Origin of the sequence: Vibrio brasiliensis LMG 20546, from assembly GCF_000189255.1 — a bacterium.
Lineage (GTDB): Bacteria > Pseudomonadota > Gammaproteobacteria > Enterobacterales > Vibrionaceae > Vibrio > Vibrio brasiliensis.
Window position 1 is genome coordinate 65,710 of the sequence record NZ_AEVS01000071.1, and the last position, 22,644, is coordinate 88,353.

Consider the following 22,644-nt stretch of genomic DNA (forward strand, 5'->3'; position numbering starts at 1 on the left):
TCTTATTGCTGATGAATTAACACACTTTCCTGCCATTGACGTGGCAGTTTACGCGCCGACTTTTCCCATGCAGAGAAGTCGGTTACCGGGTGAACATTGCTGTATTGGTCATTAGCAATCAGCTTTGCCTGAACAGATTCTGGCAGAGTCACGTTAGTACGAATTGGGCGGGCATAACCTTGCGCCAGATTGATCTGGCCCTGGTCACTAAAGATGTACTCGCGAGCAAGCTTGGCTGCGTTCGGATTTTTCGCGTACTTGTTAATAATGGTGGTGTAACCCGAAATCACAGAGCCATCCTGCGGGATATTGACTGTGAAACGCTTACGGTCGATCTTATCGCGGTAGTTAAGCGCATTGAAATCCCACATGATCGCCACTTCTACTTCGCCCTTTTCAAGGTTAGCGATGTTAGGGTCTGTAAAAGAGAGACGACCTTGTTTGGCGAGTTCAGCAAAGAATTTAATCGCAGGTTTCAGATTTGATTCGTCCCCTCCGTTTGCGAAGGCTGCAGCCAGAACAGCGTTATTCGCCTGAGCTGCAACACCTACGTCACCAACAGTGACCTTGTAATCACCTTTTAGTAAGTCATCCCACGATTTTGGGGCATCTTTTACCAGGTTGTTGTTAGAGATAAATGAGATGGTGCCAGTGTAAGCTAACGCCCAGTGACCATCTTTATCTTTTGCCCAGTTTGGAATATCACTCCAGGTTGTCGGCTTGTACGGCTGAGTGACGCCCTTTTTCACTGCAACGCGAGCAAAAGCAAAGCCTACATCACCGATATCGGCCGTCGCGTTTTTCTTTTCAGCTTCAAACTTAGCGATTTCTTGCGCTGAGCTCATATCCGTATCTTGATGCTTCAAACCGTAGTTTGATTTCAAGTCTACCCATGTATCTTTCCAGTTTGCCCAACTATCAGGCATACCCACACTGTATACCGCGCCTTCTTTCTGAGCGGCTTTAATCAGTGATTCAAGGTCTGCGTCTTTTGCCATCGCTGGCGCTGATAGCGTTGCTACCAGCAGAGCAGCTGGCGCGATTTGCTTTGCAGAAATAGTAGTTGAACGACTTAGCAAAGTTTTCATTGTCTCCATCCTTCTGGACTAGGTCAGTAAGTTCGAAATTTATCCTAGGCAGAGAATGTGACGATTTGGCGCAACTATTTTGACAGTTTTAATGTATTTCCATGGCAGTTATATTTCATTTACGTAAAAGCCGGACAAATCATGGATGTCATATTTCTGTTACGTCACCGACTTACATTGTGCATAGACACACTTATGGACTAGATCAACAATGACAGCAGTAGGGACTAACCAGTCAGGAACCCAATTAGGAAGGATCAGAACTCGCTTAAGAGAACAGATTGACTCAGGAGTGATGACGGAAGGGCAAAAACTCCCCTCAGAGCGAGAGCTCAGTGAGCTATTTTCAACCACGCGTATCACCATCAAAGATGCTTTAGTTTCCCTAGAAACAGAAGGATTGATCTATCGTGAAGAGCGGCGGGGCTGGTACGTGTCCCCGCAAAGAATTTGCTATAACCCTCTCTCCCGTAGTCATTTTCATCAAATGATTCGAGAACAGGATCGTATTGCTGAAACCAAACTGGTTAACGTGCGTAGTGAAATGGCGGTAGGCGAATATGCTAAGGCTCTAGAGATAGAACAGATTACTGCTATCCATATCATTGAGCGACTCAGGTATATCGATGGACGCCCGGTACTGTTCGTCGAGAATGTACTTAAAGCGCAACTGTTTGAGGGGATACTGAGTGAAAACTTAACCATGTCACTGACCGGGATCTATCAGGACAAGTTCGGCTACCAGACTCAACGCTCCCGCTTTGACGTTATTCCCACTTCTGCCCCTGCTCATGTCGCCAAAGCACTCAACCTTGCCCAAGGACAACCAGTATTAAAAATCTGTCGCGTCAACTACAAACAGGATGGTGAGTTGATGGACTGCGAGTTCGAATATTGGCGGCCTGACGCTGTGATGATTCGCATAGATAGTGTGAAATGATTAGGACTGCTTTAACGCTTTGACATGTTCGATAACCTTATCGTACTCGTCACGATGATTCGAGCTATGTAAGCTAACTTCTTTAGCGCCAAAGCCCGTATTGTTCGTGACAAACACTCGCAGCTCATAGTCACAAGATCGCAAATAGATAGGAACGGCGACAAGCGGAAACACCACTAGTCCTAACAACGGAATTAATACAAATACAATGGCCGATATGACCGCTCCTATTAACGCGGCTTTCTGTGCTTTTGAGGCTTTGTCGAGTTGTTTGACATACATGTACTCGATATTATTTACATCGATAGGACTAGTGTTGCCTGTCGCATAAAGCTGGTTACCATCGATATTTACACTTCCGTATTGCATTGTTCACCTTCCCTAACTTCGACAATCAGTCCTACGCGAATATCTACTTTAGCGAAATCATCGAAGGAAATTTGTTCTTTTATTGGAGCGTATTTCATCAATTTTTCCTATTCACGAGTAAACACTGATTTCTATCAGATTCAAATCAGGGTCTACAAAGTACACAGATTGAATTGGACCATTAGCACCTGACTTTTCAACCGGCCCTTCAACCACTTCAACGTTTTCTGAACTTAAATGGCGTTGTACCTCGTCTAACGTCCAATCGGTTATCAGGCAGACATCACCTGAACCAACTTGAGCCCGGTTTCTTGGCTCCTGGCCTAAGAGTTGAAAGTTGATTTTTTGGTTACCGAACTTAACGGCCTTGCGACCATTAGCAAACGAGATCTCTTCCATATGCAGAACTCGTTTATAGAATTCAACCGAACGCTCAATGTCTGCGACGGTCAATACAATATGATCAATGTGACTAATCAAGCGATGTATCCTTATCAAAACTATTTGCCGTTATGGCTGACCTATCAGCAAAAAAAGTGTCACCGCACCAAACAATATCCATGATAGATGCCGCCCTTTTGAGCCAATAAGAGCAGTGAAAAAGTGTATCGCAAACGTCGCTGCGATTATCTGACCAATAAGACGTTTATCCAGTTCTGGTTGGGCCAAGACAATCACAATAGCGGCTAATCCTAGCCAGGCAACTGAGGTCAGGTGCCAGGCAAAGCGTAAGGTACGCTTGGTAAAGTCATCACTCCCTAGCAACTTAGGCAAGTTATCTCGCTTAAACAATCTGGACAAAATAAAGCGTTCACCAAGATAAGAGTGAGCAAATGAGACGACAACTAATAAAAACGCTGCCAGATAGAGTAGAAATTCCATTTAGTCTCCGTACAAACTCCCAGAATTAACGCGTTTGTTCACTAGCGTATCTACTGCCAGAGATCAGTCGTTTTTACTGCGGTTGTCTTACCAGGAAAGCTTGAGATGCTTGATAAGGCAAAGTTATGATGCGCCCGAATCAGCTCTCCGCTAGCATGAGGTTTGTCATGCGTAGTGTGAGCATCCGAAACCAGTATCACTGGATATCCTAACCCTGCGGCTCTGCGAACGGTGCTATCGACACAAAACTCAGTCGCATAACCGCACACGATAAGGCGCTCGACGCCTAACTCAGTTAATAGACTTTGTAGCTCAGTGTTTAAAAACGAATCTGGACTTGTTTTACGCACAAAGTGATCACCACTTTCCGTCACAAGGCTCGACTGTAAGGCCCACCCTTCACTGCCATATTCAATCGCTGAGTCCGCTTGTTCATGTTGAACAAAGATAACGGGAACCGACTTAGCGCGTGCTGATTCTGTGATGTGATTAATTCGATTGAGTACCTGTTTGGCTTCAAACGGTTGAGGTTCTGGGTCGAATAAGATGGACTGAACATCAATAACAACTACTGCAGATTTCATTTTTCCTCCGATAAAATCCAGGTTGCCTGAACGGCTGTTTTGCATTGCAAAATTCAGTATGTACTGGGGCAATCGCTTTCTATTAACTGTGTTTTAAAACAAACTCATTCAGTTGCGATACCGTTTTGATTATGTACACATTTTTACTGCCATGTCGCGCTGTTAACTGAGATAAAAACTCTTCATTCCAGAATTTGGGACACAACCTAAGTGTTTTGTAACTGTTAATTGTCCCTTTGAGCACGGAGCTTCCTTCAGGCCAACCTTCCGGCTTAACAAACAGACCTTTCAACAGGCGTTTGGTCACATACCAATAGCTCACCCAATATGGCAGGTCGATAAAAACAAGAGTATCCGCCGCTTCTAAGCGCTGATGAAAAGAGCTCAAAGGCCCGAGGCCGTCAAGAATCCATTCATCCGAAGCAATGATAGAGTCATGAGCTTTGTTAAACTCTTCGCGATCAACAAACTCGCCATTGGGCTTATAAACAATCGAGTCAAGTTGATGAAGTGGTAAACCTGTAGCATGGGCGAGTGTTTTGCTGAGCACCGATTTTCCGCTTCCCGGCTTACCAAAAACAGCTACCTTTTTCATTTGAAATCCTCTAAGGGTCAATTTCCGCAAAAGGTAGAAACAGAAAACCCACCTTCTGGCGGTGGGTTTAAGATATTCAAAACATACACAAGCCCACCATTGCTAAGCAATGATGATAATTCGCTGGTTAAGATGCTTTAGATTAAATTTCATACAACCACTTTCATACAAACAGGATCCGATGTCAACTCGCTTAGTGAAAGCGTCTTAGTTCTGATCTTGTAAACTCTGAATGCGTTGCGCCTCTTTTTCGATCATACGTTGTAGTACATGAGCGTTCTCTCTAACACGTCGTTCACCTAACGCCGCACCTTGAGCCGAAATAGTCGGGATGACCTCAAGCGATTTCTTGCCTATGCTCGAGTTGTAGAATTCAGAGAGGGAAAGCAGTTCTTGCTCAGTAAACGCTTCTTCATACATGCTCGCGAAATCCTCTCTAAGGCTCTCACCACTGAAGTAGAGACTGAAAAACTCGCGCATCGTACTCTTATACGGCCTTAGCGCTGGGTTTTGCTGAAGTTGCAGGTCCAGCATCGCATCGATGGTTTCAGACATTAGGGTGTCAAACTCCATAGAGTCCAGCAGTTTGTATGCTGCATCCCGGTGAGGGTCAGCAGCACTTAGCGGCGACGCAAGAACACATAACGTAATAACGAGAGCTTTAATCTTATTCATTGTCTTTTCCTAGCCTTAATAACAAGTCAAACCATACATCAGAACTATAATACAATCTATAAACCATTGATTATATGTGATTAAACTAACGACAAAGCAGAATGTCGTATAGTCGTGACCAGCGTAAAACTCACTCTCGATTTGGTTAATCTAATGTTTCACTTTTAACAGATGCATAACCACAGCAAACTCACTAAGGTTAGTAGCACGTTTAACTCACCGGAGCGTGAAATTATGAAAGTACTCATTCAGTACACCCAGGCAGGAAAATACAGAGACCAAGCGTGGGAAGCATTAGTAAGTAGAGAAAAAGGTGAAATGCAAACTGTCACACCGTCTTACGCTGCACAGCTTGTAGAACAGGGGAAAGCCAGCATTCTAACCACTGAGGAAGGGCAACTGATTACCCACCCTTAGAGTGTTCAATGAGCTCTGAAATACGAGCTCATTTGTCATAGCCAGATATTGGAATTTTTATTGAACCGTAAAACTCAGCTCTTCCACTTTCTCGTCATCCAGAAATACCACGACCTTGTGTTCGCCTTTACCCAGCTCGACGCCTGATTTTCTTCCCCAGAAGCGATAATGCTTATATAAATACCTTTGCACTCACGCAGAAAATAAGCATATCAATTAATTAATAGGCCACTCTGAACGCAACACACCATATTTGACTGAGTCATAATATTTTCCCTGGTAGTAGCGTACTTTTCTCAAACGTGCTTCTTGTTGGAAACCAAGCTTTAAGGCTAATGCCATCATTCGCGGATTGCCTGACCAAGTCGTGAGGCCAACTCTTTCGATCTCTTTATGTTCAAACAGATACGACACCCAGAGAGGTAAAGCTAACGCGGCGATACCTTTTCCCCAGTATGCCTGGTCGTATATCACTACACCGGCCTCTAACCAACGCGTTTGCTCACATTCCCAATAACAGCTAACTGTCCCGACGGGAATATCATCAACAGTGATCAGCTGTAGATCCGAACCACTTAACAAGCGCTGAAATGAAGATTTCTCAAACTGCTCTAATGTGGGCGGAGAATATGGAAAATAAGGACCATTGAATCTAGTCCACTCATTATTTGAAATAACTAAGGCGTGAATGGTTTCTAATTCACTTACCTGTGCAGCTCTGATATTTACTCGCATGTCGCCTACTGAATTTGCACTACAATGAAGAGCATTAAACGTGATTAACTACTTGTGACCATCACATCGCTCAATATCAAAGACAATACATTTTCAGTTGTAACAAGTCCATGTTATACAAATAGTAAGCAATTTATCGTAAGGGAGTACTTCATGAAGATCACACGTATCATTGCTCTGAGCAGTATCATTGCATTTGCGTCTCCAATGGCTTTGGCTGAAAAGCCGCAATGGGCAGGTAAAGGAAAGCCTGACTTAGAAGAAATCAAGACTAGAGCCGATGTAGATAAGGCACAACTGGAATTAGAAGACCAAGAAGAAGACCTTAAACAGCTAATCGAAGAGAAGAAAAATAAGGCCAATAAAGCTAAGAGCAAAAAAGACAAGAACAAGCTTAAACGTGAGCTTGAGGAACTTGAAGACCAGCAAAACGACCTTGAGGAATATAAACAGAAGCTGAAGAACAAGAAGTCCGGACTGGAAAAACAAAAAGAGAAAAAGGCGAATCAAGTTCAGAAAGAACTCGGTAAAGGTTCTGAAAAAGGTCAGGCACAAAGAGAAGAGAACAGTAAAAAGTGGTGGAAATTCTGGGAGTAACACCGAGTTTTTGACATGAGCCATCTCAGAGCAAAATGATGAGACTGCTCTGAGATGTGCTATTTCCAACCCTGAACCCATTTGTGATGGTTTTTTAGTTCTTTCCAGTCAATTGAGTATTCTGTATTGGAAATAACGGCTTCGACCTTACACAAGGTAACCAGACCTTGTTCATCAAACTCGACTTCCGACACCAGAAAGTGCTTTTCCCTATTAAGCGGATTGACGGCAGTCCACTTACTATTGGCGAGCTTTGCTGGATTAATGCGATTCATAATGACCTCATAACTCTCTGATGTTATTTAAAAACTCACCTGTTTTACGTATTCATCCGCATCAAGATCATTCGTCTACACCACCAAAAGAACACGACCTGGCTTCGAGCGCGACAGTGTTGATATTCTGTCGGTGAAATCGATATACAATAAGTCTATTGACCCGTCTATAGGGCTAGGGTTCATGCTGCTCACTCGGTAAATCAATGGAGCCTTTATGCTAACAGTCACCCAAATCGCAAAACAGTTCGGAGTATCACGTACCACTATTTTGTATTACGAGAAAGAACAGCTTTTGATACCAGCTTACCGTTCTGAGAATGGATATCGCTGGTATGGCGAAAAAGAGATAAAGCGCTTAGAAGCAATTTCTTCCTATCGTTCGTACGGTTTGTCTGTCTCTAGCATTCGCGCCTTGTTAAACCGGGATGGAGAGTCTCAAAGCCAGATTTTGAAAGATCATTTCAATGAACTGGAAAGAGAAATCCAAAACTTACGTGCACAACAAAAAGCCGTTGTCGTGTTGCTTCAAGAACCGAGTCTATTAGAGGAAAATATTGTGAATAAACAACGTTGGGTAGAAATCATGGTTGCCGCAGGATTCACTGAAAATGACATGGTGAAATGGCATCAAAAGTTTGAACAATTAGAGCCTTTAGAACACCAAAAGTTCCTAGAGTCTCTTGGTATTTCAAGCGAAGAAATCGTTAAGATTCGAGCGTTATAATCTCTAAAATAATAGCCTCACTAATGAGGCTATTAATCACTTAAAATGATAGGCCAAGTGCCTTTAGTTCCGCTTCACACTGCTGTGAGTTTTCGAATTGAATGGCTGAAATACCCTGCTCTTTCGCTCCCGCGACATTATATGGCATATCATCGATAAAAACGGTTTCTGAAGCCTGGAGCTTATGCTGAGAAAGCAACGACTGATAGATTTCTGGCTGAGGTTTAAGTAATCCTAAGTCCGCAGAAACCGTTGCGCCATCAAATAGCGGCCAGAATGAATATTGTGACTTAAGGTGGGCGACAATTTCATGAACATTGTCTGTCAACGCATAAACTTTATAGCCTGCGGATTTAACACGTTTTAGCAGTTCCACTGAGCCAAAAACCAGAATCTGGGTCTGCTTTACGTAATAGAAAAAGCGCTCGCACTCCAAATCAGACCAATCAAGAGCCTGCTGATACTGCACCTTCGCTTCAGATTCAGAAATAGCGCCTTTATTCAGTGCCATCCAGGTGTCAGATTGAAAGATAGACTTAGCCAGTTGTTCGGAGGCTGCTGCCTCTCCAAATGTGAGCCTGACAATCTCTAAAGGAGCCCAACGCACGATCACATTGCCGATATCAAAAACGACATTTTTAATGTTTCCAGAACTCATCGTATACCCTTTCACATTCTCTCGTTAAACAATTAGGCCAATGACAATATTGCCTCTTTCACAGACAGGAACTGAATTTTTGTCAGGCAGACCTCCGCCTTTGAAAACTCGTGTTCTTGGATGAGTTCAGTGACAACTTGTAAAGATAGTTGACCATCAACACGCTCAAATAGGGTTTTTCCACTTAGCTGTGTAATCAGGTAGCGCTGCCCTTTGCTGTCAATCAAGTGGTCAGAATCATCCCAAATCAGAGCGTCGAGTTCATCTTCCAACTCTCTTTCTGTCGCAACAAAGATCAGTTCTGCATCACCATCTAACTTCAACACACATGGCCACTGAATCATCCTTTATCCTTTTAATCTGGCTATAGGCATCAATGCTAAGCGTTAGCTGTCAAACAGACAAGTTTGCCTTAAGCCGTGAGTTCGATACGATTACCGTCTGGATCTAAAATGCAGCTTTCATAATAACCATCACCTGTGCGTCTTGGTCCATCAAGCTTTTCGTAGCCATCACCAACTAAACGGTCAGTCAATTGATCCACTGCTTTTTCTGAACCAAGAGAAAACGCAAAATGAATCAGGCCAGTAAACTGGTCGTACAGATCATCTTTGGATTCTGGAATGCCTTCCATTTCCATCAACTCTAATCGGGCTCCAGTCTCAAAAGAGAGGAAGTATGACGAAAAACCCTTATTCGGATTAAAGTATTTTTCGTTGGCGGTGGCATCAAAGTATTTGATATAGAACTCTTTCAATACCTCTAACTGCTTGGTCCATATTGCGATATGTTCGATTTTCATAACGGTTACTCATGTCGATTTACTATCGCTAAAGAGTAAATATGAAACCTAAAGTTAAAAAGAGATGGAAACATCAAACATGAGTTCCTATTTTCACTGCAACTTTCTCTAAAAGGCTGAAGACACAGAATATCGCTAGCCTAATAGACAACAGGTAAGTATTGAATAACGTAACATCTCAGACAGCTCACAATTTAATAACCGAACTCAAAAAGGAAATTTACTGTCTCGCCTTGTTCCTATTTTTCTTTAAGCAAGTACCGAGTGAAGTAACGCTGGCTTAGTCTCTCGCTTTCATCATCAATTTACCCTGCCATACAACGACTAGTGGCAATGGATAGAGTTAGTTACTTTAAACTTGCCTGAATGATTAATAACTCTATTTCACTGTCCGAGGTATTGATTAAACCATGGGTACCAAAACGTTTATTGACGATCATATCTCCCGCAACGACAGGCCTTTCTACCCCTTCAATGATCATGGTTCCTTCACCTTTTAAGATGATGTACATTTCTTCATCGTCACCATGGGTGTGCTCGCCCATCGAGCTTCCTGGTGGCATCACAACACGAATCGCAAAATCCCACGCACCATCAAAATCCTTGCGTCTAAAGGCTCGATAGATATCAATTGAACCTTCGCCATCATGGCTATTGTGGTCGACCTCTTTATCGCAGGTATAAAAGTTACGTATCATCTGTTCCGAACTCCTTTCTGGTTAGATTTATATATGTTCCGTTTACACTGCGTCCTGCCCGAAGGAAAGAAGATTCTCAAATGCTATTCTGAAATAGAGCTCATAACTATTCTGTTCAACATACCCGAGATGAGGGGTTGCAGTAACGTTAGACAGTGAAAGTAGAGGCTCTGAATCGTGAGACGCCGGCTCGCTATCAAACACATCTATGGCAGCACGTTTGGTCGGAACCTCAACAAGTTCATTGTACAGAGCCCCTCTCTCCACAAGTTCCGACCGACTGATGTTGAGAAATAGAGAATCAGGCTTCATTAAACGTAAATCTCCGGCAGTCACACACCCTCTCGTCACTTCATTAAGACGTAAATGCAACGACACCACATCTGTGTCCGCGAAAAATGCCTGTTTGGATGTTGCAGCTTCAAAGCCATGTTCACGGGCGAGATCGCGAGAACCCTCGCTTCCCCATACCACTACGGACATTTCAAACGCTCTCGCATATTGAGCAATCCGCTGCCCTATTTTTCCATAGCCCCAAATTCCAAGTTTTAAGCCTTTTAAAGTGCGGCCTAAGCCTAGTGCGCCTGAGTTTTGCCATTGGTTGTTTTGCAAGTTAGCAACATAGGTTGGGATATAACGACTCGCAGCCATAAGTAACGCCCAACACAACTCGGAAGGAGCGACAGGAGAGCCTCGTCCCTGCAAAACTTGTACACCATATTTCTCACACAGTTGAACATCGATATGGTTGCTTACTTTTCCCGTCTGGCTAATTAGCTTTAGCTGCGGCAACTGAGAGAGCAGCGACTCGGTAATCACGGTTCGCTCCCGGATTAACACAACAGCATCGCAATCTTTAATCTGTTCAACTAACTCTGGTTCACTCAGTGTTTTATTGAGGACGGTTACGTCATGCCCTGACAATAACTCGAAACAGTCTAACGTTTTTACTACATCCTGATAGTCATCCAAAACCGCTATTTTCACTCACTTCCTCCTTGTTGCTGACTTTGTACCGTATCTATTATTTAGATGCCGACGACCTAAGCACTATTTGATACATAGTAAAAAAATAAACGAGGCAAGAGAAGAGAACTTCCCTCGCCTGATAATGAAATAAGGTGCTTAATTGGCAAATCTTGAGTCAGTCAACATCTCTAATATATTGCCAATACTCGTTGTTTGATTTGTCAGTAGGAAAATACCAATAACGTCCATCGGACCCCAGATTAATCAGCCTAAACAATTCCCTATCCCCACTGTAGGGGTTGTCATAGGTGAAGAGAGAGCCAATTGTGCCTTGACGGTCATTTCCCCCCCATTTATGAGTTGATTTAGACCTAAATGCCACCCGAACTCTTATGTCTTGGGAAAAATCTTCATCGTGCCAGCCCTGTGCTTTGATAAGCAAAACCTGACTAAATGATTGATTAAAAGGTAAATTGTTATAGTTTTGCGTACTTGTATCAACTGTGACACGAAGCGAACCATGCCCCCTTTGGACCCCATCCTCTGCTTTAAGCTCTCTATTCCAAACTTTCTTGTTTGCTATCAGCTCGACTGGATAAGAGTTTCCATCCTCACCTTCCACATAGATGGTTATATAAGTGTTTCCCGGCGCCCCAGACCACAAATCATGAGAGGCTGTCGTTGGCCCTGACGTATAAATTAGATTCTCTTGGTTTGGGACATAAAAATATACGGATGAGACTCGAGATGGTGTCTTTAAACTATAGTTTTCAGACCAGGTATTAAGCTCAAGGTAGCCCTCATCAAGTAGAGTAAAATCCGTTCCGTATTCTAAACTGCCTATTGCATTAAACTTACCATCATCAAAAGAAGTTAAGTCGGATGATAAATTGGTTATTTGCGAAAGCATGATGTTTGCATCCCGTCTGGATTCTATTTTAGGTATGCGGGTGTTTGCTGCTTGGCTGGCGGTTTTTCTAAAATCAGGAATGAGAAAAGTATCCTCCACGTTATGCTTACCGTATTTAATGAAATACTCCATTTCCCCAGTCTCATCAATGGCCAATCCTAAGCTTAACCAACCCGTATAATAACCCTTAACATTGAAGCGATAGTCGCCCTTAGTGGTCCTGAGAATAAAGCCATCTTTAGAATGCCATATCCCTGGCCAATGATTTCTGCCATTTTCATCAGTCACTGGTGCTCTTAATGTTGCTTTGTCAGAGTTTTCACCTAGAAATACTGTGGCAAAAAAATACGGCTTATCCTGTTTTACCCACGGCGTAGAATAGAGAAAGAAGTCATCCTGCAACTCCATGTCGTGATCAGTATATATCCCAGATGCCTCAGGGTGCTGTGCTAGCCACGCTGCATTTCTTCGTACCGAACCAAATTTCAGCACGCGTTCACCCTCGATATAACTTAGTTGTATTTTTTCTGGCGCTCCTCTCTGAGTCCCTGTCAACCCAAAACCTGAACCTGCCCAGCCTTTACTATAATCGAAATAATCAGTTTCCTTATAGTCGGTGCTGTAATCTATTTTCTTAACAATTGTTCGTCCTAGTGCACTTTCAGCATTTACACTAACGGACAACATAGTAAGTAGTAGCATGCCAATTAAGCTGAATTTCATGTTCATCACACACCTCTCAATAACTTCACGATTGCCGGAGTTACCACTCATCAAAATGAGTGTTTCTTGTATGAGGAGGCCACAAATGACCGCACCTCCATGGTGATACTCACCGGACAATGACAACCTTTAAACCCAAAGAACAAGAGTACGAAGTAGTTATTGAGCCAACATCAACCTAAATAGTACTGACGTTTAATTGGAACCTTTATTTAAAGTGATCTTCTTGGGGAATTATCGATGCTTCGTTGATTGACCTTGCGCCAATCAACGAAAAAGAATGAGCTGAAGGATTCAGAGCGAGGGTTTAGCTACCAATAAAAGGCCTGATGTATATGAGTGCCGTGGAACTAGGTATTCGCTTTAAGGTATTTCTTGACCTTTTTCATTGCCATCTGGCGCTTAAGGGGAGAAAGGTAATCGATGAAAAGGTTACCTGATAAATGATCGATTTCATGCTGCATTACAATAGCGAGAAAGTCATCACTTTCGAGCGTGATTTGGTTTCCTTCACGATCCAATGCAGACACTACTACTGAAGTAAAACGTTCTACATCGGCATAGTAATCAGGCACAGACAAACAGCCTTCTTGTCCCATCGCTTTGTCACTGCCACTCACTACTTCAGGGTTGACCAAAATAAGTGGTTCATCGCGATTTTCTGACAGGTCAATAATCACCACCGCTTCTTTACGGCCAACCTGAATTGCTGCCAGCCCGATACCGTTATCGGTCGCATATAGGGTATCCAACATATCATCGATCAACGTCTGTACCGACGATACATCCTGTACCTTTTCCGCTGTCACTTTAAGCCTTGGATCGGGTGCCGTAAGAATGTCTAAAACTGCCATATTTACCTTTGAATTTTCGTAACTTGAACGACCACACAGTATGTCGATAGAGCAACTATCAAACCAAAGCGATCGTACCTTCAATACCAAACCCAACCTCTAGCTAACAGCCAAATGATGGGTTCACGATTGACTAACTGTTATACGGTTACATCTGACCCGATTTAATTTTTGACTGAGCTTCACTGACGGTTTGTTTTCCAAATAGTAAATCCATCATCGCGATAATGCGTTTGCTGTCGTCTCCCCACTTATCCGAGTTTGCGCTATTCGGTGCCTTAAACTCAACTTCGCCGACCTTTTCGCTATTTTTGTAAGCTTTCACTTTTGCATCCGCAATAAAGGTTCTGAAATCCCAACTCCAACGTGACACATAAGTCAGTGTAAGTTCGGAGCTCTTAGGAGTCGTTCCATCGCTAACAACAGTGCATTTATGTGCTGTATCGAGACACCATTCCTGCATCGAATCTAAGAATATTTCTCGAGTCGCATTGTCTTTGACAATAGTAATCTCTTTACTCTGATTCTCTTCTGATATCGGCTCTACGGTATATTTAGGAGCAGCACACGCCGCCAATAATGCTGGAAGACAAAGGATAACTAATTTCTTGTACATTTTACGTCTCTTATAATAAATCTTAAATTTCAAATAGCTGCATAACAGCAAATAACGTCAGAGCAACTCTACCACTGAGGCTGAATAATTACACCTTATCCGCAAAGTAAGCCATGATTTCTTCGGTGGTCATTTCTTTTGTCTCATTAGCGAAACAGTAATAGCTCGGACGCATGTCACTAAAATACTGCATATCCATTTCTAACCCTTCTAGATTCTGAAATAGACCGACAGGCATATTGTACTCGCCAGTTTGTTTGAACTTATAAAACAGGTGCGTTCCGCACTCTGAACAGAACTCTCGCGACCCAATTTGGTTATCAAAACACAGGCTTTTGAGGCTGTTTATTTCGCTTACGATGTCCGTCCCAAATATCACCTCCACCCCATGCTACACCGAGCTTTGCGATAAGATTCACTAAACCGACTTCATTGACGTTGTTACCCACTTGTTTGAATAAATCATCCCAGTAAGCTTTACCATTACCTTGGGCATAAACACTTACTTGATGGTCATCTTCTAACTTCCATATTTGATCGTATCGATAGCCGTAATCATGAATGAGCCCCGGAATAAGGAGTAAACCCGTTGGACTTAGTATCGCCCAGAATATTCTCGGGATTGACGCGCCATCAAAGACGAAGCCTTTTTCTATTACCAGTGTAACTTCTTCATTGAGCTTATAAGTCCAGTTATCCGCCAACTCCCATTGTCTGGTCTGAGTGACAAATACAACCAACTTATGTAAGAAAGAAGGTTGATTTTTAGTCTGAATCGTCACGGGTATTAACTTAGGCATTTCAATGCCTTCATTACTGCTGTTAAAAGCAAGTACTCTTGCCAGTAGCAGCAACACAAGGTATGTGATTAGAAGGGCAACGGTTAGCCAACCTATAACTTGAATAATGCATTCCATTATAAATTCTCTGTTTTTCGATTGACGTCTATCTAAGGCCGAGAGCTGTGCTCATCTGAGCCAAAGCCTGAATCGACAAAGTGTAAGCTCAATCAGCCCGCTGAGCGCCAACTTAGATCCAATAGTTCAGCAAACATTATCACACAAGATTATGAAACTAATGGATTAACTAGTTTAAAGAATGGTAGTAAGGTCGCAATTAAGAGGCATTCAACTATGAGGGAACCCACGTGTATTTGCTAGTTACTGACCGCTTTAGCCACTTTCTTAGACATGTTGAAGCCGGTAATCACAAACCCTACTGCCTGAAACAATTTGAGAGCTCGCTCATTGTGATAAGCCACCCTTAGCTTTATTTGCTCTATACCACACTCTTGCAATTGCTCCTCTAGAGCAGATATTGCTTCAGTTCCGTACCCCAAGCCTCTGTACTCACCTGAGACATAAAAGTCATAGATAAAAGTAGACTTGTCTTCTGCATTGACCGAGTGCCACAGATAACCAACCAGGCATGATTGCCCATTTACTTCAGCATCAATACAGAGCAGCGAATGTTCCTTGCTGTCCAGTCCATTAGGAAAACACCGATGTAAGTCTTTCTCCGCTAACTCTATGGCGAGTTCCATCGAGTGACCGTAATTTTTAGCGATTTCATGACTGTAATCGTTAATAAAGTACTGACAATAGGCGGGATATTCTTCCTGACGCATTTCTCTGAGTACAACCATAACTATCCTTTTAATTTACCGACTCGTTGTTTCAACGTCTTACTATGCCCGAGTCAGAGTTTTCAATGAGCTTGGGACTATCAGTTTATGAACCGGCGCGACGAATAACATATAAGCTCTACCAAACAAATTATGTACATGTACCACTGTCGTGGCATGAACCGTGACATCATCACCTTTTACATCAAGTAGAAACGACACTCTAACATCGAGGTGCTTATCGCTATCCTCAAGAACAATTTCATGCTCGTTGCTACTTACTAATGTGAATATGCCTAGTCGCTCACCTGGCTCTGGATTAGACGTGTTTGCTGCTGCATCCTGCAATCGACCTAAGTGCTTTAGTCCGAGCATGGATACGATGCGGTTTCTCATTGCCATTAACAATGAGACCCACGCTGGTGTTTGTTTCGCTATCTCCAGGTAGATATCTAATGCTGTCTGACCCTGATATGGGATCTGACGAGAAAAGCTATCCGCAAAATAAGCCCCTTGGGCATAGCCATAAAGCTCAGATTGAATTGGTATGGTCATCTGTTTCTCCATATGGCCATAGTGCCAAGTGTTACAAATCACTACTCAACGCTTTATTGTGCGAATTTTCCAACTCTGCCGATTGAATAGTTGTAGCAATGAGCTCTTCAAACAACTCTAGCTGCCCGGCTGGAATTAATTGATTCTGAATAGCTTTTCTCTTACTTGAGTCAAACAGTCGCTCTGCCATCCAACCGATTAGATACATCAGTGAAAGACAACCTCCGGCAGTGGCAATGTTACCCTCGACCACGAGAGGTAAGTCCTGAACGTCTCCTCCCATACTTTGCAGAACACTCTTAGCGTCTGGATTGGTCGTCAACGGCTTACCTTTTAGTAAACCGAGCTCATGAAGGATAAATGAACCAGCACAAATCGAACCGATTAGCTGTTTGTTTGGGTCAAGGCTCAACGCTGACATAAATTCAGCATCTTTCATCGCTGCCGGAATACCACGTTTACCACTGGTGATAAGAACGACATCTTGATTCGACACCTCTGAAATATGCCCGTCTGTTTTAACTTTCATACCAAGATGGGAATGATGTTCAGGCTTAGTTCCCAGTATGCTCACCGTCCAACTATCGGTTGTTCGACCAAGCAAATCATACATAAGAAAGAAGTCTACATCAGTGAAATCATCAAACAAAACAACGCCAACTTTGTACATAAGATTTTATCTCTTTGGTTGATTTCATAAGCCGCAAAACACCCAGTTTAGTATTGAGCAACGCTGCTACCTAGACTACCCCATTGTGCCGCAGAGACTGAAGCTGATTAAAACCAAGAATGCCAAGAGTTGCGAAACTGTGACAGTTGATTGTTAGGTACGTAGCCAAGTACTAAACTTTGATTTCAACATTATTTCGTACATAAGTTGGGATAGATAACTTCTCATCTATGTCTTTGAACTTCGGCTGTTGAGGCATAGATTCGATTATTGCGTTAAGTTCTTCAAAACTGACACCTACAACTCGACAAGCAGTCATCAGGCCATTAATAAAGCACTTTTTATCGCGTTTTTGTTGTTGTTCGCTCGCGGGTATTGATGAGTAAATTTCGCATTCTTTCGTTAATACGGCTAGAAGTTCTTTTTTTCGGGTTTCCATATACAAGCTCAGTAAACAGAGAATTTGAACATATTATCAATTTGTATGCTGAAAATTACATCATCAAAGATCAAACTCTGAGTTATACACTTTGAAGACATTGACTAAAGGCTCTTCCCAACCCAGACACACCCGAAGCTGGTCAACGATAGGTTTGACTCGGCTCTTTGACACATTAATTTCTATTTTTAATAGTGGGTAGTTTTCCACTTCTCCTCTGTTTCCGAATACGGGAGTCGAGCCCTCTAGAGCTCGATGAGATCCTATAACTGAACCAATAGCCCAACAGTGGTCATAGTTTCCGATTTTATCGACACCTGACTCATGTAACGTATTCAGAACTAGATCTCGTTGATCGGGTGTACAAAAGATTTCTAGTTTATACATCTGATTTTAAACTCCAAATTACCGGTTTAGTAAAGGTATCAGTCACGCAATGCTAAAGCAGTCGCTCATTTTACTAACGATGAACTGTGCCCTTTCTTTAACTGAAACCTTAGGAACTTCAATTAAGTCATAGCCAAACTTAATATATGCACTCACCATTTCATGGTATGTCGCTATTGCTTCAGTAAAGCCCTGTTTTCGTTCAGCGTCATTTTCATAGATTTCTTCCCAAGGTGGAAAAATGAAAACTTTACGGCAATAAGTCAGTTCACCACATTTCGCTAACAAAAGATCCGATATAGGTATGCGCTCAAGCTTACTGTACCCATACGAGTCGATAATACTTCGGTCGTAAAACGTAATGGCAGTACCACCAAAGTTTTTGTAATTGTCGATTTCTTCAAGAACCATTTCGTCGCGGAATGCGGTCTTGTCTAACCAAGGTAATGCTGTACCTTGCGATTCGACTTGGGTCTGGATAACTTTTCGCCCAACTTCAGGTGCACTTGCGTAACCCATCTGGCGTAGAAATTCGATAACTGAAGTCTTCCCTGAACCCGGGCCACCTGTAAAAACTACTCGATTACTCAAACAAAACTCCATCGACGGATAACGAATATTAAGGTGATGATCGGCTCTACCACCTACCTAAATTATTGTGTTGTAAACACTAAAGCTGATTCAAACCGAAAGCACCGAGCGTTACGAATCTGCTTAAATTACTGTTATGTTGCGGTGTTTAAATTTAACGACTGAGCAAACTCTCGCATGTGTCGTGCATTATCTGCTTTTTCTTCATCACCACAGGCTTTTCCATAATATGCAATGTCTGGTGAGGAATACACGGGCAACACTTTTTCTGCATACGTCATCACTGTCCCCGCTTCACGACACAAAGCCCCAAACGCATAGGGTTTTATGAACTTATGGTTCTCCGGCAGCAGTTGACCTTTAAGCCAGTGCTCTGGCGTATCGTTGTGCCACGCCCAGGCCAAGTGACCTAATTCATGTTCAAGTACATGTACTTCTGCGTCAGATGATAAAACCAGAAAACTGCGACTAAAATTCACATGAGCAGTGCCGGCACTACCGTCCTGTGAAAATGGGTGTTCTTCAGGAAGAACTAGTACATAGTAACTCCCCTCACGTTGCAGCGGCTCTAACACAGTGTCGCCCACAGCTTGCGCTAACTGATGATGCAACTTACCACTACCACCGCCTTCGAAATCGGTAAGGTCAAGCCTAGTAATACCTGATAATGTTCGCTGCATCGGCACACATGAGTTTTCAAGAACAAGGTTAGAGTAGTCAATGAATTCATTGATTTTTGATTCGCTGATCGAGTCATCCGTAAAGAAATAAACTGGAGTTTCGACCTTCCAACTCAGATCACAAGCTGCTAATGACAGTTCTTCTCCACTGCGTTTCCCGACGAAAAATAGTGCGACAACACCTAGCAATGTACAACCAACCACAATATTTTTCTTCATTAGACTGTCCTTTTTAATCCAACAACATAACGCCCAATTCGGGCGCGAATAACGTTAAACACCTAACCTAAACCATTGCACCTTGAACATTAAAACTAAGTTGAAACTGAGATCGCCTAGCGTGAGAGCCACTCTAAAATGCTCTTTTAACACTCAATCTCTAAGAGATACCCTGTGCTTTCGGCGCTAGATTCTATTTCTCTAAAACCAAGCTTTTTCAGCACAGCAGAGCTTCGAGCATTCCAAGAATGAACACCAGCCCAGACATTGCCTCTATATCCAGTTCTCTGTATGTGGGCTAGTAATGACTTACACATTTCTGTTGCGATACCCTGCCCCCAAAGACTCGGAACTACCCAATATGCCAAAGCCAAACAGTTTTCTTTTGGAAGTAGAGTCACCTGACCAACAATTGTTAAATCTGACGAACGACGACATGTCCAGACATAACATTTGCCAGACTCCCAACCAGAAACCATATCCAAACACCAAGCCTTAGCTTGCGCCAGTGTTTTGATTTCAGCCAATGGCAAAGAAGAGGGAAACTCTCTGGAATTAATAGACTCAAAGAATTCTGAGGCATCATTCACACAAACTGGGCTGAAAATAAACTTTGTGTTACTGAACCCTATCGCAAGTTCCAAGTATTGCTCCTTATGTGCTAAAGCCAAATTAAGGTGTGAGCGGCGCGACCACAGACCTAAACCTTACCACCATAAACACGAAACCCAACGATGGAATGAAATATGCCAAACGTTGGGAGTCATTCTTAAAAGCTTGTATGTTAATTTTTTGATGAGAATTCAACTTCTTGAGGTGTGTTTCGATCTTTTTCGCAGATAACGACGGTATTGGCGAGTTTGTCGTGCCATCCCTGTTTACGCTTGTCCCAAGCCACCCAAAATATACCTAGTCCAAGAGGGATTGTCGCTAGGATATACCCAAGATATCTTACAATGTACTGTTGAAGGGTAGGTTTATCACCTGTTTTAGCGTCTACAATTTTCGCTGATATAGCCATTTTACCTGGTGTCGCTTGACGATAAAGCCAGAAACCAATGACCGCTACCAATGGAAAAATCCAGCTTAAAATCAGGTCAGCGAAGCCTTGCACTAACGCATCGTTGTCAAAATATGCCCAGCCATAAACCGCTACTAGAATCGGGTATGTAAGGACGCAAATTATCACAGTATCAATTAGACTAGCACCAACTCGAGGCCAAAAACCTGAATATTCGTACAAATCACTCATTTTCGCGGGAACATTATCTTTCATATTATTTACCTAGTTTATATAACCAACGTAAATGTATGATACGGAATGTGATTTCTTTCTCAAGGCAATATTCAACTTATTGCTATACACCTAAACTTACATAGCACCAAATTAAGTAGTGAGCAACGCCACCACCTAGCCCAAACCATCGAACCGTGAACTTTTAAGGTCAATCAAACCCAAAGTGCCAAGCGTTGTGAATCCATCTTAAATTGCTTGTTAGCCAGCATTTTGTCGGAGAGCACTCATTTCTCGACTTATTTGAATTAAAAGATCTGCTACATCTTTCGATAGTTTCTTGTAGTCTTCCGTGACTTGCTCCTGACTTTTATTAGCCAAAAAGAACAGTTTCTTAGAAGCCTGAATAACTAGATTAACATGCACTGCCTTAGGGTCTATTTGGTTTATAGAAACCCATCTGTTGATCGATTTTTCTGTCAAACTGAATAGAGGTTCCTCATATAAGTGGAAACTATTTACAATCTTCACAGCTTCTCGCTGCGATTCAATTCTATTTCTAAACTCACTCATACTTTATCGACTCTTCTTATCAATGACTGCATCCAGTATTCTATTTGGGAAAGACTTTCAATTGCTGCAAACACTTGAGGCTCTGTAAGAGAACTTCCAACACCTCGTGTGCAGAGAATTCTAGCGGACTCCAGCACATCGAATACTTCTCTATCGATTGGGACACTTAAAGCACCTAGGTTTATGCTAGAGCGTCTTGAAAAATCAGGACGTTGTAAATATGCCAACGAGTAACATGAAGCAAAGTTTCTCATTGCCAAAAACACTGTCGATAAATCAAACTCCCGGGACAACGCCGACTCATTTATTGAGAAACATGCTGATTTGAATATTTCATAGAACTTAACACAATCAGACTCTCCATCAGAATAAGCGCTAGGGCAACCCAACTCACTCAAGAAGTTCGAGCTATCTTGTGAGAAAACTAATTTCGACTCCAGATGAAGGTGCCAAGCAAAAGGATTACCTTGTTCCCAGAGCTCTTTGATTCGGTCATACGAATAAATTGAATAATCCGATGGATTTATGTTATCTAATTGACCTTTTGCAATGATCAACATGTCAACATCAGAACCTATGTCAATGTCACCTCTACATATAGAACCAAAAGCATAAATATGCACAATTATCTCCTATTAAAACGTTTAATGATAATTGACATAAAGAAGCCAAACATGATCAGTCTTGTAGCAAATACTAGAGCTAAGAAAGCACCAGAATATTCAGATGTCCCATTTATACCAAATAAAATTTGAGGAGACTTTATAAATGATGCCCAATAATTACTAACCATATTGGGGTCACCGTAATGAATCACGTCGTGCATTGTTATTGACAGCAGAACTAAAAATACAGCCCTAAATAGCTTGTATGCGCTCTCACCATTCCCCCAAATGAAATCTAACAGTTTGAACTCCAGCCATTCCACAAAGAGAGACGCCCTAACAAATCCCTTATATTTCTTTCTATAATACGACTCTTTTGAGCTCCAAGCCTTGTGTAGATGAACTTCTGTAGCCTTTAACTCGATACTAATAGCTTTATTAGCAGCTTTAGCATCACCAAGCTGCTGATAGTTCGTCCGAAGAGAGCGCGCAAATTTCAACTTTAGATTTTCAGAACTAGGACAACCACTTTCTAAAATATCTGTATCAATTTGAGTTTTTTCAAAAGTTGCATAATCGAACTTACACCCATTGAACGCAGAACCGACTAGATTGCTATTTATGAACCTACAGCCCGTAAAATCACAGGACTCAAAAGTACAGTTTCTTAGGTACGCAGCGTCAAAAATGCAATACTTGAAGTCTACATTTGTAAAAACGATGCGTAGCCCGACAAGGCGCACAAAAAGAGTGTTAGAGTAACCACTACCAACCTCTTCCTCCTTGAACATCTTGTCAGTTAGAGTTTTTCTTCGACTATCATCTAACATGTAATATTAACTCTCGTTTATCGATCTATCGTGCTGGCTAACGCTTATTAGCAGACAAAGTGCACGACTAACTCACTTGCGGGCTGCACTTCTAGTTGCTAAATATCTTCAGATACTATCACA

35 protein-coding genes and 2 pseudogenes are annotated in these 22,644 nt (G+C 42.3%); 4 read left to right on the forward strand and 33 right to left on the reverse strand.

Annotation, left to right across the window (positions count from 1 at the left end; genetic code table 11):
- Positions 1 to 2 precede the first annotated feature (2 nt).
- Entirely contained in the window at positions 3 to 1,088 is a 1,086-nt protein-coding gene (locus RH46_RS11745) for an ABC transporter substrate-binding protein (RefSeq protein WP_006879672.1), read from the reverse strand.
- Between the two features lie 211 nt (positions 1,089 to 1,299).
- Between RH46_RS11745 and RH46_RS11750 the strand changes: the two genes are divergently transcribed.
- On the forward strand, positions 1,300 to 2,028 hold the full coding sequence (locus RH46_RS11750) for a UTRA domain-containing protein (RefSeq protein WP_006879673.1): 729 nt from the start codon (positions 1,300 to 1,302) through the stop codon (positions 2,026 to 2,028).
- Here the strand turns inward: RH46_RS11750 and RH46_RS11755 are convergent, their stop codons facing one another.
- From RH46_RS11755 to RH46_RS11780, 7 genes and pseudogenes are all read right to left on the reverse strand, one after another.
- A complete protein-coding gene (locus RH46_RS11755) occupies positions 2,029 to 2,397 on the reverse strand; it encodes a DUF456 domain-containing protein (RefSeq protein ID WP_006879674.1) in 369 nt (122 codons plus the stop codon).
- Between the two features lie 8 nt (positions 2,398 to 2,405).
- Positions 2,406 to 2,495: pseudogene (locus tag RH46_RS21810) on the reverse strand (tRNA-binding protein); the annotation flags it as partial.
- Between the two features lie 13 nt (positions 2,496 to 2,508).
- The gene (locus RH46_RS11760; protein ID WP_006879676.1) at positions 2,509 to 2,877 is read right to left on the reverse strand and encodes a VOC family protein; all 369 of its coding nucleotides are present in this window, start codon (positions 2,875 to 2,877) and stop codon (positions 2,509 to 2,511) included.
- A gap of 30 nt (positions 2,878 to 2,907) precedes the next feature.
- Positions 2,908 to 3,279 carry a hypothetical protein gene (locus tag RH46_RS11765; protein ID WP_006879677.1) on the reverse strand — a complete coding sequence of 124 codons (372 nt, stop codon included), beginning with the start codon at positions 3,277 to 3,279 and terminating at the stop codon, positions 2,908 to 2,910.
- 50 nt (positions 3,280 to 3,329) lie between these two features.
- Positions 3,330 to 3,863: a cysteine hydrolase family protein gene (locus RH46_RS11770; protein WP_040895748.1), complete on the reverse strand. Its 534-nt coding sequence runs from the start codon at positions 3,861 to 3,863 to the stop codon at positions 3,330 to 3,332.
- A gap of 82 nt (positions 3,864 to 3,945) precedes the next feature.
- Positions 3,946 to 4,458: a P-loop NTPase family protein gene (locus RH46_RS11775; protein WP_006879679.1), complete on the reverse strand. Its 513-nt coding sequence runs from the start codon at positions 4,456 to 4,458 to the stop codon at positions 3,946 to 3,948.
- A gap of 207 nt (positions 4,459 to 4,665) precedes the next feature.
- Positions 4,666 to 5,133, reverse strand: a complete 468-nt coding sequence (locus RH46_RS11780; RefSeq protein ID WP_006879681.1) for a DUF2059 domain-containing protein — start codon at positions 5,131 to 5,133, stop codon at positions 4,666 to 4,668.
- A 234-nt stretch (positions 5,134 to 5,367) separates the two neighbouring features.
- On the opposite strand from RH46_RS11780, the gene RH46_RS11785 reads away from it, so the two are divergent.
- A complete protein-coding gene (locus RH46_RS11785) occupies positions 5,368 to 5,550 on the forward strand; it encodes a hypothetical protein (protein ID WP_006879682.1) in 183 nt (60 codons plus the stop codon).
- 57 nt (positions 5,551 to 5,607) lie between these two features.
- Here the strand turns inward: RH46_RS11785 and RH46_RS22545 are convergent, their stop codons facing one another.
- Together RH46_RS22545 and RH46_RS11790 are read right to left on the reverse strand one after the other, a co-directional pair.
- Positions 5,608 to 5,742: a hypothetical protein gene (locus tag RH46_RS22545; protein WP_277422354.1), complete on the reverse strand. Its 135-nt coding sequence runs from the start codon at positions 5,740 to 5,742 to the stop codon at positions 5,608 to 5,610.
- Positions 5,743 to 5,766: 24 nt separating this feature from the next.
- Complete coding sequence (locus RH46_RS11790; RefSeq protein WP_006879683.1) at positions 5,767 to 6,285, reverse strand: GNAT family N-acetyltransferase; 519 nt, start codon at positions 6,283 to 6,285, stop codon at positions 5,767 to 5,769.
- A gap of 153 nt (positions 6,286 to 6,438) precedes the next feature.
- Between RH46_RS11790 and RH46_RS11795 the strand changes: the two genes are divergently transcribed.
- Positions 6,439 to 6,882 carry a hypothetical protein gene (locus tag RH46_RS11795; RefSeq protein WP_006879684.1) on the forward strand — a complete coding sequence of 148 codons (444 nt, stop codon included), beginning with the start codon at positions 6,439 to 6,441 and terminating at the stop codon, positions 6,880 to 6,882.
- Between the two features lie 59 nt (positions 6,883 to 6,941).
- Here the strand turns inward: RH46_RS11795 and RH46_RS11800 are convergent, their stop codons facing one another.
- Positions 6,942 to 7,157 carry a TIGR02450 family Trp-rich protein gene (locus RH46_RS11800; RefSeq protein WP_006879685.1) on the reverse strand — a complete coding sequence of 72 codons (216 nt, stop codon included), beginning with the start codon at positions 7,155 to 7,157 and terminating at the stop codon, positions 6,942 to 6,944.
- A gap of 217 nt (positions 7,158 to 7,374) precedes the next feature.
- Here RH46_RS11800 and RH46_RS11805 point away from each other — a divergent pair, with 217 nt between their 5' ends.
- Complete coding sequence (locus RH46_RS11805; RefSeq protein WP_006879686.1) at positions 7,375 to 7,884, forward strand: MerR family transcriptional regulator; 510 nt, start codon at positions 7,375 to 7,377, stop codon at positions 7,882 to 7,884.
- 40 nt (positions 7,885 to 7,924) lie between these two features.
- On the opposite strand, the gene RH46_RS11810 is transcribed toward RH46_RS11805, so the two are convergent.
- The 22 genes and pseudogenes from RH46_RS11810 to RH46_RS11915 all read right to left on the reverse strand — a co-directional run bounded on the left by RH46_RS11810 (position 7,925) and on the right by RH46_RS11915 (position 22,521).
- Positions 7,925 to 8,542, reverse strand: a complete 618-nt coding sequence (locus tag RH46_RS11810) for an HAD family hydrolase (RefSeq protein WP_006879687.1) — start codon at positions 8,540 to 8,542, stop codon at positions 7,925 to 7,927.
- A 32-nt stretch (positions 8,543 to 8,574) separates the two neighbouring features.
- Positions 8,575 to 8,886 (reverse strand): DUF4144 family protein, encoded by a 312-nt coding sequence (locus RH46_RS11815; protein WP_006879688.1) that lies wholly within the window; start codon positions 8,884 to 8,886, stop codon positions 8,575 to 8,577.
- A gap of 68 nt (positions 8,887 to 8,954) precedes the next feature.
- Positions 8,955 to 9,344 (reverse strand): VOC family protein, encoded by a 390-nt coding sequence (locus RH46_RS11820; protein WP_006879689.1) that lies wholly within the window; start codon positions 9,342 to 9,344, stop codon positions 8,955 to 8,957.
- Positions 9,345 to 9,691: 347 nt separating this feature from the next.
- Entirely contained in the window at positions 9,692 to 10,042 is a 351-nt protein-coding gene (locus RH46_RS11825) for a cupin domain-containing protein (RefSeq protein ID WP_006879691.1), read from the reverse strand.
- A gap of 42 nt (positions 10,043 to 10,084) precedes the next feature.
- Entirely contained in the window at positions 10,085 to 11,029 is a 945-nt protein-coding gene (locus tag RH46_RS11830) for a D-2-hydroxyacid dehydrogenase family protein (RefSeq protein ID WP_006879692.1), read from the reverse strand.
- Between the two features lie 157 nt (positions 11,030 to 11,186).
- Positions 11,187 to 12,650 carry a hypothetical protein gene (locus RH46_RS11835; protein ID WP_040895719.1) on the reverse strand — a complete coding sequence of 488 codons (1,464 nt, stop codon included), beginning with the start codon at positions 12,648 to 12,650 and terminating at the stop codon, positions 11,187 to 11,189.
- 344 nt (positions 12,651 to 12,994) lie between these two features.
- Positions 12,995 to 13,498, reverse strand: coding sequence for a peptide deformylase (gene def / locus RH46_RS11840; protein WP_006879694.1), 504 nt, complete (start codon positions 13,496 to 13,498; stop codon positions 12,995 to 12,997).
- Between the two features lie 148 nt (positions 13,499 to 13,646).
- Positions 13,647 to 14,114 (reverse strand): Sbal_3080 family lipoprotein, encoded by a 468-nt coding sequence (locus tag RH46_RS11845; protein WP_006879695.1) that lies wholly within the window; start codon positions 14,112 to 14,114, stop codon positions 13,647 to 13,649.
- A gap of 88 nt (positions 14,115 to 14,202) precedes the next feature.
- A pseudogene (locus tag RH46_RS11850) lies at positions 14,203 to 14,421 on the reverse strand (GFA family protein); the annotation flags it as partial.
- Positions 14,422 to 14,434: 13 nt separating this feature from the next.
- Positions 14,435 to 15,031 (reverse strand): DUF1353 domain-containing protein, encoded by a 597-nt coding sequence (locus RH46_RS11855; protein ID WP_006879698.1) that lies wholly within the window; start codon positions 15,029 to 15,031, stop codon positions 14,435 to 14,437.
- Positions 15,032 to 15,270: 239 nt separating this feature from the next.
- Positions 15,271 to 15,759: a GNAT family N-acetyltransferase gene (locus RH46_RS11860; protein WP_006879700.1), complete on the reverse strand. Its 489-nt coding sequence runs from the start codon at positions 15,757 to 15,759 to the stop codon at positions 15,271 to 15,273.
- Positions 15,760 to 15,801: 42 nt separating this feature from the next.
- A complete protein-coding gene (locus RH46_RS11865; RefSeq protein ID WP_006879701.1) occupies positions 15,802 to 16,293 on the reverse strand; it encodes a DUF2867 domain-containing protein in 492 nt (163 codons plus the stop codon).
- Between the two features lie 31 nt (positions 16,294 to 16,324).
- Complete coding sequence (locus tag RH46_RS11870) at positions 16,325 to 16,963, reverse strand: DJ-1/PfpI family protein (protein WP_006879703.1); 639 nt, start codon at positions 16,961 to 16,963, stop codon at positions 16,325 to 16,327.
- Positions 16,964 to 17,135: 172 nt separating this feature from the next.
- Complete coding sequence (locus tag RH46_RS11875; protein ID WP_006879704.1) at positions 17,136 to 17,402, reverse strand: hypothetical protein; 267 nt, start codon at positions 17,400 to 17,402, stop codon at positions 17,136 to 17,138.
- Positions 17,403 to 17,465: 63 nt separating this feature from the next.
- Positions 17,466 to 17,789 (reverse strand): YqfO family protein, encoded by a 324-nt coding sequence (locus RH46_RS11880; RefSeq protein ID WP_006879705.1) that lies wholly within the window; start codon positions 17,787 to 17,789, stop codon positions 17,466 to 17,468.
- 42 nt (positions 17,790 to 17,831) lie between these two features.
- A complete protein-coding gene (locus tag RH46_RS11885) occupies positions 17,832 to 18,380 on the reverse strand; it encodes an AAA family ATPase (RefSeq protein WP_006879706.1) in 549 nt (182 codons plus the stop codon).
- 134 nt (positions 18,381 to 18,514) lie between these two features.
- Complete coding sequence (locus tag RH46_RS11890; RefSeq protein ID WP_006879707.1) at positions 18,515 to 19,279, reverse strand: hypothetical protein; 765 nt, start codon at positions 19,277 to 19,279, stop codon at positions 18,515 to 18,517.
- A gap of 146 nt (positions 19,280 to 19,425) precedes the next feature.
- Entirely contained in the window at positions 19,426 to 19,923 is a 498-nt protein-coding gene (locus RH46_RS11895) for a GNAT family N-acetyltransferase (protein ID WP_006879708.1), read from the reverse strand.
- Between the two features lie 140 nt (positions 19,924 to 20,063).
- Positions 20,064 to 20,555: an RDD family protein gene (locus tag RH46_RS11900; RefSeq protein ID WP_006879709.1), complete on the reverse strand. Its 492-nt coding sequence runs from the start codon at positions 20,553 to 20,555 to the stop codon at positions 20,064 to 20,066.
- Positions 20,556 to 20,774: 219 nt separating this feature from the next.
- Positions 20,775 to 21,086, reverse strand: coding sequence for a hypothetical protein (locus RH46_RS11905; RefSeq protein WP_006879710.1), 312 nt, complete (start codon positions 21,084 to 21,086; stop codon positions 20,775 to 20,777).
- A complete protein-coding gene (locus RH46_RS11910; protein WP_006879711.1) occupies positions 21,083 to 21,709 on the reverse strand; it encodes a nucleotidyltransferase domain-containing protein in 627 nt (208 codons plus the stop codon). Before RH46_RS11910 ends, RH46_RS11905 begins: the two co-directional genes overlap by 4 nt.
- A gap of 2 nt (positions 21,710 to 21,711) precedes the next feature.
- Positions 21,712 to 22,521, reverse strand: a complete 810-nt coding sequence (locus RH46_RS11915) for a pentapeptide repeat-containing protein (protein ID WP_006879712.1) — start codon at positions 22,519 to 22,521, stop codon at positions 21,712 to 21,714.
- Positions 22,522 to 22,644: the final 123 nt, after the last annotated feature.

What these genes read in the sequence shown, in the direction of transcription:
- RH46_RS11745 (WP_006879672.1), bottom strand. Translation starts at nt 1,088, where the DNA reads ATGAAAACTTTGCTAAGTCGTTCAACTACTATTTCTGCAAAGCAAATC.
- RH46_RS11750 (WP_006879673.1), top strand. Translation starts at nt 1,300, where the DNA reads ATGACAGCAGTAGGGACTAACCAGTCAGGAACCCAATTAGGAAGGATC.
- RH46_RS11755 (WP_006879674.1), bottom strand. Translation starts at nt 2,397, where the DNA reads ATGCAATACGGAAGTGTAAATATCGATGGTAACCAGCTTTATGCGACA.
- RH46_RS11765 (WP_006879677.1), bottom strand. Translation starts at nt 3,279, where the DNA reads ATGGAATTTCTACTCTATCTGGCAGCGTTTTTATTAGTTGTCGTCTCA.
- RH46_RS11770 (WP_040895748.1), bottom strand. Translation starts at nt 3,863, where the DNA reads ATGAAATCTGCAGTAGTTGTTATTGATGTTCAGTCCATCTTATTCGAC.
- RH46_RS11775 (WP_006879679.1), bottom strand. Translation starts at nt 4,458, where the DNA reads ATGAAAAAGGTAGCTGTTTTTGGTAAGCCGGGAAGCGGAAAATCGGTG.
- RH46_RS11780 (WP_006879681.1), bottom strand. Translation starts at nt 5,133, where the DNA reads ATGAATAAGATTAAAGCTCTCGTTATTACGTTATGTGTTCTTGCGTCG.
- RH46_RS11785 (WP_006879682.1), top strand. Translation starts at nt 5,368, where the DNA reads ATGAAAGTACTCATTCAGTACACCCAGGCAGGAAAATACAGAGACCAA.
- RH46_RS11790 (WP_006879683.1), bottom strand. Translation starts at nt 6,285, where the DNA reads ATGCGAGTAAATATCAGAGCTGCACAGGTAAGTGAATTAGAAACCATT.
- RH46_RS11795 (WP_006879684.1), top strand. Translation starts at nt 6,439, where the DNA reads ATGAAGATCACACGTATCATTGCTCTGAGCAGTATCATTGCATTTGCG.
- RH46_RS11800 (WP_006879685.1), bottom strand. Translation starts at nt 7,157, where the DNA reads ATGAATCGCATTAATCCAGCAAAGCTCGCCAATAGTAAGTGGACTGCC.
- RH46_RS11805 (WP_006879686.1), top strand. Translation starts at nt 7,375, where the DNA reads ATGCTAACAGTCACCCAAATCGCAAAACAGTTCGGAGTATCACGTACC.
- RH46_RS11810 (WP_006879687.1), bottom strand. Translation starts at nt 8,542, where the DNA reads ATGAGTTCTGGAAACATTAAAAATGTCGTTTTTGATATCGGCAATGTG.
- RH46_RS11815 (WP_006879688.1), bottom strand. Translation starts at nt 8,886, where the DNA reads ATGATTCAGTGGCCATGTGTGTTGAAGTTAGATGGTGATGCAGAACTG.
- RH46_RS11820 (WP_006879689.1), bottom strand. Translation starts at nt 9,344, where the DNA reads ATGAAAATCGAACATATCGCAATATGGACCAAGCAGTTAGAGGTATTG.
- RH46_RS11825 (WP_006879691.1), bottom strand. Translation starts at nt 10,042, where the DNA reads ATGATACGTAACTTTTATACCTGCGATAAAGAGGTCGACCACAATAGC.
- RH46_RS11835 (WP_040895719.1), bottom strand. Translation starts at nt 12,650, where the DNA reads ATGAACATGAAATTCAGCTTAATTGGCATGCTACTACTTACTATGTTG.
- def (WP_006879694.1), bottom strand. Translation starts at nt 13,498, where the DNA reads ATGGCAGTTTTAGACATTCTTACGGCACCCGATCCAAGGCTTAAAGTG.
- RH46_RS11845 (WP_006879695.1), bottom strand. Translation starts at nt 14,114, where the DNA reads ATGTACAAGAAATTAGTTATCCTTTGTCTTCCAGCATTATTGGCGGCG.
- RH46_RS11855 (WP_006879698.1), bottom strand. Translation starts at nt 15,031, where the DNA reads ATGGAATGCATTATTCAAGTTATAGGTTGGCTAACCGTTGCCCTTCTA.
- RH46_RS11860 (WP_006879700.1), bottom strand. Translation starts at nt 15,759, where the DNA reads ATGGTTGTACTCAGAGAAATGCGTCAGGAAGAATATCCCGCCTATTGT.
- RH46_RS11865 (WP_006879701.1), bottom strand. Translation starts at nt 16,293, where the DNA reads ATGACCATACCAATTCAATCTGAGCTTTATGGCTATGCCCAAGGGGCT.
- RH46_RS11870 (WP_006879703.1), bottom strand. Translation starts at nt 16,963, where the DNA reads ATGTACAAAGTTGGCGTTGTTTTGTTTGATGATTTCACTGATGTAGAC.
- RH46_RS11875 (WP_006879704.1), bottom strand. Translation starts at nt 17,402, where the DNA reads ATGGAAACCCGAAAAAAAGAACTTCTAGCCGTATTAACGAAAGAATGC.
- RH46_RS11880 (WP_006879705.1), bottom strand. Translation starts at nt 17,789, where the DNA reads ATGTATAAACTAGAAATCTTTTGTACACCCGATCAACGAGATCTAGTT.
- RH46_RS11890 (WP_006879707.1), bottom strand. Translation starts at nt 19,279, where the DNA reads ATGAAGAAAAATATTGTGGTTGGTTGTACATTGCTAGGTGTTGTCGCA.
- RH46_RS11900 (WP_006879709.1), bottom strand. Translation starts at nt 20,555, where the DNA reads ATGAAAGATAATGTTCCCGCGAAAATGAGTGATTTGTACGAATATTCA.
- RH46_RS11905 (WP_006879710.1), bottom strand. Translation starts at nt 21,086, where the DNA reads ATGAGTGAGTTTAGAAATAGAATTGAATCGCAGCGAGAAGCTGTGAAG.
- RH46_RS11915 (WP_006879712.1), bottom strand. Translation starts at nt 22,521, where the DNA reads ATGTTAGATGATAGTCGAAGAAAAACTCTAACTGACAAGATGTTCAAG.